12 protein-coding genes are annotated in these 13287 nt (G+C 35.8%); 7 read left to right on the forward strand and 5 right to left on the reverse strand.

Features of this window, described 5'->3' with window-relative positions; translation table 11 throughout:
- Window positions 1-2 precede the first annotated feature (2 nt).
- From ALPR1_RS09295 to ALPR1_RS09310, 4 genes are all read right to left on the reverse strand, one after another.
- Window positions 3-347, reverse strand: a complete 345-nt coding sequence (locus ALPR1_RS09295) for a hypothetical protein (RefSeq protein ID WP_008200177.1) — start codon at window positions 345-347, stop codon at window positions 3-5.
- Complete coding sequence (locus ALPR1_RS09300) at window positions 337-771, reverse strand: hypothetical protein (protein WP_008200178.1); 435 nt, start codon at window positions 769-771, stop codon at window positions 337-339. Before ALPR1_RS09300 ends, ALPR1_RS09295 begins: the two co-directional genes overlap by 11 nt.
- Before the next feature lie 75 nt (window positions 772-846).
- Window positions 847-1260: a response regulator gene (locus tag ALPR1_RS09305; RefSeq protein WP_008200179.1), complete on the reverse strand. Its 414-nt coding sequence runs from the start codon at window positions 1258-1260 to the stop codon at window positions 847-849.
- A 162-nt stretch (window positions 1261-1422) separates the two neighbouring features.
- Entirely contained in the window at window positions 1423-2202 is a 780-nt protein-coding gene (locus tag ALPR1_RS09310) for a glycerophosphodiester phosphodiesterase (RefSeq protein WP_008200180.1), read from the reverse strand.
- A gap of 151 nt (window positions 2203-2353) precedes the next feature.
- On the opposite strand from ALPR1_RS09310, the gene msrB reads away from it, so the two are divergent.
- Entirely contained in the window at window positions 2354-2794 is a 441-nt protein-coding gene (gene msrB / locus ALPR1_RS09315) for a peptide-methionine (R)-S-oxide reductase MsrB (protein ID WP_040303474.1), read from the forward strand.
- A gap of 163 nt (window positions 2795-2957) precedes the next feature.
- On the opposite strand, the gene ALPR1_RS20305 is transcribed toward msrB, so the two are convergent.
- Window positions 2958-4184, reverse strand: coding sequence for a hypothetical protein (locus ALPR1_RS20305; protein WP_008200184.1), 1227 nt, complete (start codon window positions 4182-4184; stop codon window positions 2958-2960).
- Between the two features lie 210 nt (window positions 4185-4394).
- Here ALPR1_RS20305 and ALPR1_RS20310 point away from each other — a divergent pair, with 210 nt between their 5' ends.
- The 6 genes from ALPR1_RS20310 (at window position 4395) to ALPR1_RS09350 (ending at window position 13018) form a co-directional block, all read left to right on the forward strand.
- Window positions 4395-5330 (forward strand): GNAT family N-acetyltransferase, encoded by a 936-nt coding sequence (locus ALPR1_RS20310; protein WP_008200186.1) that lies wholly within the window; start codon window positions 4395-4397, stop codon window positions 5328-5330.
- A gap of 132 nt (window positions 5331-5462) precedes the next feature.
- The gene (locus ALPR1_RS09330; protein WP_008200187.1) at window positions 5463-6287 is read left to right on the forward strand and encodes a polysaccharide biosynthesis/export family protein; all 825 of its coding nucleotides are present in this window, start codon (window positions 5463-5465) and stop codon (window positions 6285-6287) included.
- A gap of 6 nt (window positions 6288-6293) precedes the next feature.
- Complete coding sequence (locus ALPR1_RS09335) at window positions 6294-8753, forward strand: GumC family protein (RefSeq protein ID WP_008200189.1); 2460 nt, start codon at window positions 6294-6296, stop codon at window positions 8751-8753.
- Between the two features lie 45 nt (window positions 8754-8798).
- Window positions 8799-9521 (forward strand): 3-deoxy-manno-octulosonate cytidylyltransferase, encoded by a 723-nt coding sequence (gene kdsB / locus ALPR1_RS09340; protein WP_008200190.1) that lies wholly within the window; start codon window positions 8799-8801, stop codon window positions 9519-9521.
- 227 nt (window positions 9522-9748) lie between these two features.
- A complete protein-coding gene (locus tag ALPR1_RS09345) occupies window positions 9749-10558 on the forward strand; it encodes a polysaccharide biosynthesis/export family protein (RefSeq protein WP_008200191.1) in 810 nt (269 codons plus the stop codon).
- A gap of 6 nt (window positions 10559-10564) precedes the next feature.
- The gene (locus tag ALPR1_RS09350) at window positions 10565-13018 is read left to right on the forward strand and encodes a GumC family protein (RefSeq protein WP_008200192.1); all 2454 of its coding nucleotides are present in this window, start codon (window positions 10565-10567) and stop codon (window positions 13016-13018) included.
- Window positions 13019-13287: the final 269 nt, after the last annotated feature.

The raw sequence follows: 13287 nt of genomic DNA on the forward strand, positions 1-13287 counted from the left end.
AGCTAATCCATACAATCTGAGAGAAAGTTAATGATTTTAGTTACGATTTCAAGGAATTCCCCCTGATATATTAGTTGCCCTTCTCTTAATGATAATTCATGTGCCTCTGCTATGGAATAAGCGTTTTTCATTTGAAAAAAAGCAATTTTATGTTTGATTTTATGAACCGATTCTGAAGCTAAAAAATAGTTTTTGGATTTTATTGCTTTTTGGTAATCCTTAAATTCATAAGGTAGCTCTTTGATCAAAACCTTGATGATTTTATTCTCAAATTGACCATTACCTTTTGCAAGTGAATGGAGGTATTGAAGAGAAGGTGTTTCTATAGCGTCCATTTTAATTTTCATTATTGAAACAATTTAAGTAGAGAGGTATAGAATCTTTTTTGAGAACTTTTTTTGAAATGGCCAGCGTAAATTCTTCTATTGTTTCCACAAGATTAGTTTCTGGGCTCTTGCTGAAAATCTCTTTTTCAGCTTCTTGGAAAACCGCGAAAATCCAAGATTGTTCGTTTTTTACATGCTTGATAAGTAGGGCTCTTTTAAGCCCTTTGAAATGCTTAATGCACTTTTTTAAGAATTCCCGAAAAGTCCGTTTTAGGAATTCTGGGTCACCTTTAATTAAAGGAAGGGTATTATCAATTTTAAACTTTGAAATATTTTGCCCCACCAGGTCAACTAAGATGGTCTTGATCAATTCATAACTATCAATGATTTGATCCTTGCCAGCAGTGCCAGTAAAGGTTATTAATAATTCATTTTGATGTGACATAATTTTTTTGTTAACCTGGTAAGGATTTTGGGGCAAAATGGGGTGATAAACAACTTACTCTCCTTTTTTATTTCATTAAGCTCTATTGATATTTAGATTCCAATATTTAATTAGTAACAGTATTGTTTCTTGATATTTTTCTGGATCAAGGGGTTTTTGAAGTATGCTATTCACTCCTAATTCCAAGCACTCATGGATATCGGAAGCTTTCTTTGAACTGGTAAAAGTGATTTTTGGAATTCTTCGATAGGCTTCTACACTCTGTAGCTTTTTCAAAAATTCAATTCCATTCATATCTGGCATGTTGATATCATGAACTATGATGTCGGGGAATGTGCTGCTTTTACCTAGTAGTGCAATCGCATCCCATCCATTTTCAGCCAGCATTAAATCTATTTTAATATCGAGGAGTTTAACCGTCTCGCTAAACTTGATTCGCTCCAGAAACTCGTCATCTATAAATAATACTTTCACCCTTTTTTCTTTCAAATGTCTTAAAGAATGAGAAACAAAACTTTGATTATAGGTCGAGTTTAATTTAACTATCGGTGAAATGCGTTAAACTATAGGTGAATGAAAAGTGGGGTTATAAAAAAAAGACCCTTCCTAGCTAGGAAAGGTCTTACTGTATTATTTATGATGATTAAAGGTCTATTTATTGACAATGGATAATAGTAGTTCTGGCTCGTCGGTAGTAATGAAATCTGTACCCATTTCCAGCAACCATTTCATATCTTCCTCTTTATTGACAGTCCAGGAGTTAACTGTTAGATCAAGCTCTTTTGCTTCCTTAATCCAATGTGGGTTTTTTCTTAAGACACCGATATTATAGTCAAAACCAAAGAACCCTGCCTCCTTTAATTCAGCTGGAGTTTTATCTCCACTGAGATAAGCCACATTTGCTTTTGGGTCCATCTCAATAACCTTTAAACCTCCCTCATAGCTGAAGGTAATGTAGTCTACCCATTTTTGAGCTTTCATTTTCTTGACCGCCAACACTGATTTTTCTGCTATTTCTCTAGATCGTTCAACAGATATTTTTGAAGGTTTGATTTCGAAGATCAGCTTAGTTCCTTTTTGTTTTTTGCCTTCGGCTAAATATTCTTCAACAGTTGAGAGCTTCTCACCATTCTCATGATTTTGGCTTAAGAGCTCGTTGTAATTGCTCGTTTCAATAGGCATTCCCATAAAATCAGCATCATGGTTGACTACTAATACTCCATCAGCTGTCATCCAAACATCAAATTCAGAGCCTTCACAACCTAGCGCTACAGCTTGATTTAAAGAGGCTAGACTATTTTGAGGGAAGCCCTGGGATTTCCAGGCTCCTCTATGAGCAATTACCTTGTTTTTATGAAATGATTTTTGAGCATGGCAAATATTGGCTTGCATAAAAGCTGCTAATAGAAAAATTGCGATTTGTAATTTCATCTAAATTTTGAATAATTAATTTCCCTAAAATATTAAATCCATTAGGAATTGACTTCCTCTTAGAAGAATCTTTACAATAAATCATTTGATGATGAAAGAAGAATTATTTGAAAGCAGTTTGTGTTAGGTGTCAAAAGAAAAGAAAAACAAGATGATCAACTGGAATGATGTAATTAAGTATGCAAATCATGGCAATCCTGAACCACCCAAAAGAGTGGAAAAGTCTGAGGAGGAGTGGAGGTCTCTTCTTAGCCCTGAAGAATATAGAATTGCAAGACAAAAAGGTACAGAAAGAGCACATAGTTCTGAAATGTGTAATATTTTCGAACCGGGTAAGTATGCCTGTGTTTGCTGTGATACTGAATTATTTGACTCGACGGTAAAATTTGATAGCGGCACAGGTTGGCCATCATTTGCCCAGCCAATCGAGTTGAATCATGTAGCTTATACCAAAGATGTAAGTTTCGGGATGATTCGGGTTGAATGTACCTGTAATGTTTGCGATGCTCATTTAGGACATGTTTTTCCTGATGGACCCGAGCCAAGTGGGCTACGATATTGTATTAATGCAGTTTCCCTGAAAAAGGTATAAGTTAAGATATAACCTACTTAAAGTGCCCTTTATCTATTATTCAATAAGATGGATATTCTGTATTTTGATGAGATTGATATTTGGCTAAAAGGATCAGAGTTATTCATTTACTGAATAAAGTAAATCTCTTTAAGCCTATTTAGGTATTGGACTTAAGTTGATGTTAACGATTATAGGGGTATTCATTGATCCAATTGAATCCTCGTTTTATCAGCTCATAGTCTGACTTGTCTTTACGATCCCCAATTGCCAAGTTTTCTTTCTCTCCAATTCTCAATAATATTTCATATTGTTTGTTATCTAATTCTTTGATGAAGAGTTCATGTGGCTTTTCGCTATCATCTGGATTTTTGATCAGTATATGACCCTCAGCTTCGATTTCTTCGATGCTTAGAAAATCCCTTTTCCCATCATTAGTTTGAAGTACCATGTAGTTTTTTTCCAAGACCATTTTATCCCAAAATCTAGTTGAGTCGCTATCAAAGCCAGAGTAAAGGCCTTCCCATTCGTTTTCCATGGTTCGGAACTTTTGGCTTTGAACATGAGAAACGGCTCTTGTGATGGGGATCAGGCCAATGAGGTATAGGTTGGCAATTAGCCATATGATTTTATACTTCCTCTTTTCAAACAAAGGTTTCATTTCTCCCAAAGTCGTCGATTTATGAAGAATGAAAAAGTCAACCACAGGTTTGATTTTTGGTATCAAAACTAGGAAAGAAAAAACCAGTAAATGAGAGGAGAAAAGCTTGACAGGTACATCAAAAGAGAAATTGACAAGTACGATATTTAAGCATACCGAAATTGACACCAAAGCCCCTAAAATGCTTGTTCGCCTAAACAGAAGTAAGAAACCTGCAACAATTTCTGAAAGTCCCATAAAGATTTTATAGGTATCAGAGTATCCAAAAAATCTCCAGGCTAGGCCCATGGGTGAAATATTTCCAAATAAAACTTCCATGGAATAGAAGGTAGGCCCAGGAAATTGACCTTCCAGGAATTTTGCAATTCCGTAAGATATTAAGGTTAAGCCAACGAAATATCTCGCATATATTAAAGTCCATTTATAAAAATTCTCAGCTTGACCCCGAGTTTTCTTGATTAAAATCAATACCAGAGCTAAAAGAATAGATAAAGTAATGCTTGCGGGAATTCTGACATAATCAAAGGTTGTATCCCCACTTCCTGTCCTTTGAATTTTCTCAAGCTTTTCAATACCCAATAGATCCTGCCCAAAGAAGATTATAAATTTCTCTTGTAGCGCAATCACATATTTAGAAAAATACTCGTAGGTAAAAGGAATATGGTCTAAAGGAAATGGAAAACCGTATATCAGGATGTAGATCCCTAAAGTAAATAAGCCGAATTGCTTTAATGAAGAAGTGCTTTTCATCTTGAATTGTTAAAAATTTCGGAGACTAAACTATTAATAAAAAGAAAAATAGGTTGAGGCATTAAACTATTTTAACGAATGATTAATGTGAATAATTATTCAAGGATTTATCAAAAGAGGGCTAATTGCGTGTTAATCAAACCGGATTATGCCTAATTGGAATTCAGGCTATGCGACCAAAAATGAAAATGAATTTCTTATACTTACTCTATGGAAATAAGAAAAGGGTGCGAAAAAGACCTGCCACAGATCATTTCTTTGTTAAAGGCATCACTGGGTGAGTCAATGATTCCTAAGTCATTAAATTTATGGAAATGGAAGCATATAAATAACCCTTTTGGAGCTTCTCCATTTCTAGTGGCTGAAGAAAATGGGGAGGTTATAGGGCTGAGGGCGTTTTTGAGATGGGAATTTCTGCTTCATGATCAAGTGATCAAAGCTTGCAGGGCAGTTGATACTTCGGTTCACCCGGATTTTCAGGGAAGAGGTATTTTTAATAAACTCACTTTAGCTTTAATAGATCAAATTAAAGAAGAAGGGATTGATTTAATCTTTAATACTCCAAATGCTGAGAGTATGCCGGGATACCTGAAGATGGACTGGATGAAATGGGGAAAGTTACCTTTGAAATTAGATTTCCATCTTACTTCAGGGAAAAACAAACATCCCCTTCAGCCTGATTCTTGGAATAAAATAGAGCAATTGGTATCCAAGCTTGAAAAAGAAGATTTAAGTAAATCCCATCAAACAAATATTAGGAAAGGGTATTTGAAGTGGAGGTATCTAGATTGCCCTTTATTCCCCTATTATTTTATCTCGGATGAAAGTTCTTACCTATTATTTTATAGAATTAAAGAAGGTAAAATGGGGAGAGAGCTTAGGATAGTTGATTTATTTACGTTGAATACCTTCGAGGGAAAACAAAAAACGGAGTTAAAGAAAGCCCTTAAAAGTGCGCAAAGATTATCCGGAGCTAGATTTACCTCTTTTTCTGGTTTAGTTTACCCAAATCAGAGTGCGTTAGTTTTGGGTTCATTACCTATATTAAAAGCGGGACCTATGGTGACTTTAAGAGAAGTAGCAGAATCAATTGATCCTATGGAAATAGATTGGACTTGGTCACTTGGAGACTTAGAAGTTTTTTAGAAAAGGTGATTTTTATAAAGGCTATTTTTCGTTTCAATTCTGTTCTTTGAGTAAGTTTTTGGAATAACTCGAAAATAGAACTTCCACTTATTCATTTTCCATATATTTACATTACTTTCTTTCAATAGAAATATGAGAAAAATTTTACAGCTCTTATTGTTGGTTTTGATAGTAACCTCTTGTATCAGCAATAAAAGGATTACTTACCTACAGAATTTACCGGATAACGAGCCCATAGAATTGGATGAATTCATTCCCTATGCAGAAGTTGACTATGAATATATTTTACAACCCTTTGATATTGTAGAAATCAGTTTTGCTTCTTCTGATGAAGAACTGACTAAAGCATTTTCATTCCAGAATTCTGGATCTGGAAATAACGGTGGAATGGGTGCAGGAGGCGGCGGCGGAGGCCAAGGTTCCGATCCATTGTATTTTAGAGGATATAGCATTGACCAAGAAGGAAATGTGGAAGTACCAATGTTAGGCAAAATCAATATTGCTGGATTAACAGAGGAGGATGCAAAGAATAAGGTTCAAAATGAGATAAATACCTTCTTTAAAGAGGAGGTTTATGTTCGCTTAAGGATTGCGGGAATACGGTATACCACTTTAGGTGAATTTAATAGTGTAGGCGTAAAGATTATCTATAAAAATAGAGCCACCATTTTTGATGCATTGGCCAATTCTGGTGAAACTTCAATTTTGGGAAAAAAGAACAAACTGTTTATCATTCGCCAGTATGATGGAGGAACAAAGATTCATCAAATTAATCTGAACGATAGGTCAATCCTTGCTAGCCCCTTTTATTTTATTCAACCAAATGATATCTTGTATATGGAACCGATGAATATCAGACAAATTGGTACAGCGGATAATTTAACGGCTTCATTAGCTTTGTTTGCAGGCTTACTTGCTTCTACTTTGTTAATTATTAATTTGGTCACGGGGAATTAAGAGTGTATGGAGAAATTAGATTTAAGCCAACTCGATAATGAAGAGAAAGCCTTAGAAATAAGGTATGTCGTTGCCAAATACATTCGTTATTGGCCTTGGTATATTTTGTTCATTTCCCTATTTCTTTCTTTTACTTTTTTGTTTCATCGTTATACCGTAGATGAATATGAGGTAACTGGTTCCATGATCATCAAAACCAACACCTCTCCAGAGGCCAGGATATTAGATAGGTCAAATATTTTTTCTTCAGGAATCAATTTGGAAAATGACATTCTTCGACTGCGTTCTAAAAATTTAGCGCATGAAGCTTTGAAAAAGGTTCATTTTGATGTGGAGTATTATGCCAAGACTAATATCAAAGCAATTGAATTGTATGATAGGTCTCCGATTCGCATAGAGGTGGATTGGGATCACTTACAGGTGACTGATGCTCCCGCTGAATTACAGATATTATCAGAAGAGAATTATAAGATTGTTCCTGAGAACTCAGGATTCATGGATTTTAACTCGGCTATGGCAGCTGGAGATGAATCCATCTATGATAAGACCTTTACTTTTGGAGAAGAAGTAGAAACGAGTAGATCCAAATTTACTGTTTTCCTTGTCAATCCAGGGAGAGCTGGAGAATCAATAGTTTTTAATCTTAGGAACCCTGCAGTATTGGAGGAACAATTAGGGAGATCCATTGACGTAACTTTAGCCAATGAATATAGTTCTGTTTTAAGGTTAGGAACCAAAACTAAAGTGGTTGAAAAAGGGAGAGATTACATCAATGCTTTGATGACTTCTTATATCGATTATGACCTTAATGAGAAAAATAGGATCCAGGAAAACACCATTAAATTTATTGAGGAGCAGTTAGGGTTCTTAGAAGATTCTTTGAAGAACAAGGAGCAGGAGCTACAAAAGTTTAAGGTAGATAATAAAATGCTCGATGTGTCTGCGGAATTTTCCAACATTTTGTCCAAGATGAATACATTGGATGAGATGAAAGCCGAGCTAGATTATCAGCTGGATTATTTTGAGCAGATTCGGCGATACATGGAGGAAAAGAGAAAGGATTTCTCCGATGTGATTGCTCCATCTGTTATTGGAGTTCCCGATCCCTTGTTGAATGGCTTAATTCAAACCATGGTCACCTTATCCCAAGACCGCCGGAAATTACTTGCCACTGTCAATGAAAACCACCCTGAAGTGGAAAAGATTGACGTTCAAATGGAAAAAGCACAGGATGCCTTATTTGAGAATGTGGTTAATCTAATTGCTAATACCCGTCAGAAGAAAGCTAATATTCAAAAGGACATAGATTTTTATGATTCTCAGTTTGCAACTTTACCCGAATCAGAATCGCAGTACACAGGAATATTTAGGGAATTTAAATTAAGAGAGTCCCTATATACTTACCTGTTGGAAAAGAGGGCGGAAGCGGGGATAGCCATGGCGAGCAATGTTTCAGATAATTCTATTTTGGATTATGCCAAAAGAGGAACCTTGATATTCCCCAAAAAACAGCAGAATTATGGTTTAGCTATCGTTTTGGGCTTTTTAATACCCTTCGGGTTTATTGTTGTTAGAGATATTTTCGACGATACGATTAAGGATCAAAGAGATTTAAAAAAGAATTTCATGATCCCGCAGCTTGGTATTATTGGCTATAGTCAAAAAGGCACGAATCAGGTGGTTTTAGAACACCCTAAATCAGCGGTAGCAGAATCATTCAGGTCTTTACGTTCGGCCATCTCTTATTTAGCCAGCGGTAAAAACACAAAGAAGATCTTGGTGACTTCCTCCGTTTCAGGAGAGGGGAAAACATTTACTTCTTTGAACTTGGCCTCTGCAATGGCATTGGGTTCCAAAAAAACTGTCGTAGTAGGAGGTGACTTGAGAAGACCCAAATTGGCTTCATATTTTGGACATTCAGAAAAAGTTGGTTTATCTACCTATTTGATTGGTAAAGTAGAAGCTGAAGAAATAGTGTTTGAAAGTCAGCATGATAACTTGTATTTTGTTCCATCAGGAATTATTCCACCCAATCCAGCGGAGTTATTACAAACACAGAGGCTTAAGGATTTGCTTAGTTTTTTAGATGAACGCTTCGATATAATTATTTTTGATACCCCACCGATGGGCTTAGTGTCTGAGACGATTGATTTAATGCGCCTTTTTGATATCAATCTTTATGTGGTAAGACAAAGCTATACGGTTAAGGATCACTTGGTTATGATCAATGACTTGTTCAATAATAAACAAGTGAAAAATGTCTACGGAGTTTTTAATGGTATAATTAATTCAGGATATCATTACGAAGGGTATAATTATGGCTATGGTAACACTTACTTATATTCGCAGAATAATAAGTACATGTATAATTACTATGGAGAAGATCTTGATTCAAAGAAAAAACGAATCAAAAAGATGGACTCTGGACTCTGGAAGAAGTTCAAAAACATCCTGAGAGTAAAATAATTGAAAGCATTAAAATCACCCTGAAAACTGAAACCAAAAAATAACTTGAAAATTGCAGCCTTAATTCCTGCTAGGTATGCTTCCACAAGATTGCCGGCTAAGTTGGTTCAAGACTTAGGCGGTAAATCTGTCATCCAGAGGACCTATTTAAGTACCCAAGCTACAGGTGTTTTTGATGAAGTTTGGGTGGTAACAGATCATGAGGAAATTGCAAACCAGATAAAGGAGTTAGGAGGCAATGTTTTTTTTTCGCAGAAAGAACATGAGAGTGGATCTGATAGAATTGCAGAAGCTTTAGAATCCGTCCATTCTGATATTATCGTAAATGTTCAAGGAGATGAGCCTTTCCAGGATAAAGATTCATTAGCGGATTTAGTTGCTGAGTTTACTAATACTGGAGTGGAAGTAGCATCACTTAAGACAATGATTTCTGAGGATGAGGCCCAAAACCCAAATTTCGTAAAAGTTGTGACGGACCATTTAGGAGATGCTTTATATTTCTCTAGATCAGCTATTCCTTATAATCGGGATAAAATAAAGAGATTAAGTTATTGGAAACATATAGGGGTCTATGCTTATAGGAGGAAAGCCTTATTGGGCTTTACGCAGATGAAGAAAAGTGAGTTGGAGACATTAGAAATGTTAGAGCAATTACGTTTGTTAGAAAATGGCGTTAAAATCCGAATGGTAGAAACCAAGCATCATACGGTGGCCATTGATACCTTGGAAGATTTAGAAAGGGCTCGAAGTATTTTGGGCTTGAAATAAAAAATAAAGGCCTTTTTTCAAGATAAACTACGTTTAATGTGTCGTATACGTCTTAATTTAGGTGGTGTAATTTAAGGAATATCTTTATTGTATTAATTATTAGAATTTTAGTGATTATTTCTGATGAAGTAATGGAGTTTTCTGAATTCGTAAATTTTAAAGGTCATTTCTGTTAAAATGATTAAGTTTGCCCAGTTTTTGACAAAGAATATCAAAAAATAATATTTATGCGGAGGTTCCTTTTAAGGGTTTTACCAATAGTAGCATTAGTTTTTGCTGCATCCTGTATCTCAAATGAGAAAATTATTTACTTACAAAACTTGGAAGATAATCCAGTTATAGAGGATGGTGAGTTAATTACCTATGAAATCCCAGAATATAAACTTCAATACAATGATATTGTAGATGTTAATATCCAAACTGTTGAGGATATGGAGCAATTTGGTTTTAATAATAAGCCAACACAAATGAATCCTCAAATGGGAAATGTGTCAGCTCAAAGTGGAGGGGATATTTACTATATGACTGGTTTCACTGTTGATCAAAAAGGCAATGTGAGACTTCCTATTGTAGGAGAAGTAAATGTGGAAGATTTGACACTGGATGAAGCTAGAGTTGAAATTGAAGCTAAACTTAGAGAATACGTTAAATCAGAGTTATTTGTTAAAGTAAAACTTGGTGGAGTTCGATACTCTGCTTTGGGAGAGTTTAGAAGACCTGGGAAATATACAGTATTACAAGATAGAATGACTATTTTTGAGGCCATTGCCAATGCAGGTGATTTAACTACAGTAGCAAAAAGAAGTGATGTTCTGCTGATTCGTCAGTATCCCGAAGGAACAAGAATTCATAGAATTGATCTATTGGATAGGCAAATTGTACAATCACCCTTTTACTTTATCCAACCCAATGATCAGATTTATGTGGAGCCCATGAAGGTTCGTGAAACTGGTACAGGTGAAAATACCGCACAAACCTTGGCATTAGTTTTTGCCGGTATCTCATCCGTTGCTCTAATCCTTAATTTACTCAAATAAGATTTTATGTACCCCAATACTCCAAATCCTTCTAATTCAGGACAAAACCCATTTATGGTGCAAAAGGAGGATGAAATAGATTTAAAGATTTTACTCTTTAACTACTTGCAATACTGGCCTTTAATTCTAGCCTCCATGGTTTTAGGCCTTTTTTTGGCTTTTGGATTCAACAGGTACTCAACATCTATTTATAAAGTTGAATCAAGTGTATTGGTTGAGGATGAGGAACCGGCCTTGGGTATGGATTTATTTGAATCAGCAGGTTTTAGCGGTCTTCAAAGTAAGAGCAATATTGAGAATGAAATTGGGATTCTAAAGTCTTTTTCCCTAGCTGAAGAGGCTGTATCGGAATTAAATCTGAATGTTCAGTATTATGAAGAAGGCTTTATTACCACTAATCAGATTTATCAAAAGCTTCCTATTGTTCTAACTGTTGATTGGAATCAATCTCAGCTCGTAGGAGGAGGCTTTAGGTTGGAGGTGATTGACGAAAACTCCTTTGAGCTTTCTATAGAGGATGATGAATTTAAAATCTATAATCCTGATGATCCTTTTTATAAGATTCTTCCAGAAGAGGAAATCACTCTTGAAAAATCGGTTTATAGCTTTGGAGAGCAAATAAAAGGTGATTTTTTCTCATTTAAAGTAGATCTTATCTCAGCCGTGCCTGAGGACGTGTTTCAATTCAGCTTGGCAGACACACCTACTTTGGCATTAAAATATAAAGAAGAACTAGCAGTAGCACCAATTAACAAACAGGCATCTATCCTTTCACTAAGTTTAGAGACACCTGTTAGAAAATTGGGTGAGGATTACATTAATAAATTGATGGAGATGTACCTTCAAAGAGAGTTGGAGGAAAAAAACCTTGCCTCCGAAAATACTGTGAAGTTTATTAACCAACAACTTTCTGGAATATCTGATTCTCTTACCTTTTCTGAAAATAAACTCCAACAATATAGAACTGAAAATAAGGTGTTTAACCTTTCCGAAGAAGGGTCTGTAATTTTTGAGAGATTGCAAGAGTTAGAAAAGGAAAAGGCCCAGACAGAAATAAACCTTAAATATTATCAAACCTTAAGTGAGTATTTAGAAAATAATCAGGCAGGTGAAATTGTTGCTCCTTCCATCGTTGGAGTAACAGACCCTTTGTTGAATTCATTGGTTGAAAGAATGAGTGAACTTCAGGCAGAGCGGATTCGACTTACCTCCAATTTTACAGAACAGTCTCCTGCAGTGAGGGAGAATGCGAATACCATGCAGAATACAGCTAAAGCATTGAAAGAGAATGTTACTTCTGCAATTGCAAATACCAATAACTTAATTGCTGATCTGAATAATCAGATACGCATGATTGAGCGGGATGTGAACTCCCTACCGGAAACTGAAAGAAACTTATTAGGGTATCAGCGTCAGTTTACAATTAATGAGAATATTTACATATATCTCTTACAAAAAAAGGCAGAGGCTGAAATTACTAAGGCATCCAATATGCCAAAGAACGCCATTTTGGACTTTGCTAAATCAGGTCAAGAACCCGTAGCTCCGAAGCGTTCTTTAAATTTGTTGATTGGGCTGATACTTGGGTTAATATTACCGATAGGCTTTATTACTATCAAGGATTTTTTAAATACTAAAATTGAAGATCCTAAGGAACTGGAAAATCAAATTAAAGTTCCATTAATCGGAATGGTAGGAAGAAATAATTCGGAGGATGCCTTGCCTGTGTTAAATAATCCTAGGTCCACGGTTACCGAATCCTTCCGATCTCTTAGAGCAGATATGACTTACTTAAGTCAGCAAAAGGAAAACTTAACCATACTCTTTACCTCCTCCATTTCCGGAGAAGGTAAAACTTTTGTATCCATTAATATGGCTTCCGTTTATGCTCTGATGGGTAAGAAGACCATTTTGATTGGTCTGGATTTAAGAAAGCCGAAAATTGCAGAAGACTTTGATTTGGCAAATGATAAGGGAATGAGTACCTGTTTAAGTTCCAATACTCCTTGGCAATCCGTTGTGAAAACCTCCGGTCATCCAGATTTTGATGTAATTCTTTCAGGCCCCATTCCCCCGAACCCTGCTGAACTTTTACTCCAAGAGAAGTTTACCACAATAGTTGATGAGATTAAAGAGGCCTATGATGTCATAGTTTTTGACTGTCCTCCAGTTGGATTGGTTTCAGAAACAAAAGAATTATTTGCCTTGGCAGATATTAGTTTCTACGTATTCCGTCAAGGTTATTCCATGAAAGGAAATACTCAAATTTTGAATAACCTGGTAGAAAAAGGCGGAGTAAGCAAAATCTATGGAATTCTAAATGATGTCCATATAGATAAGGGCTATGGCTACGGTTATGGCTACGGTTATGGCTATGGATACGGAGGAAATTCTTATGGATATCATGAGGAAGAAGTTCAGTTGCCATGGTGGAAAAGGGCGTTGAGAAGAAAAAACTGATTGAAATACGAAGTACGAAAGACGAAGTACTATATGGGAAGTGGGAAAGATGAAGTGAGAAGCCTGAAATTAAAATAAGACTTGAAGTGAGAAGTATGAATTCAGAAGTCTGAAAGTGAAGTAAGAAGTCTAAATTCAGAAATCTGAAATAAGGATTTTGTTTTGAATTCAAATCAACTCCCCCTTAAAAAGGGGGTAAGGGAGGACCGAAGGTTAAGAATTTGTCCAGTGGACAAATTTAGTGAGGGGCCAGGTTGCAGGGGAGGGAG

Source organism: Algoriphagus machipongonensis, assembly GCF_000166275.1.
In the GTDB taxonomy this organism is placed as follows: domain Bacteria; phylum Bacteroidota; class Bacteroidia; order Cytophagales; family Cyclobacteriaceae; genus Algoriphagus; species Algoriphagus machipongonensis.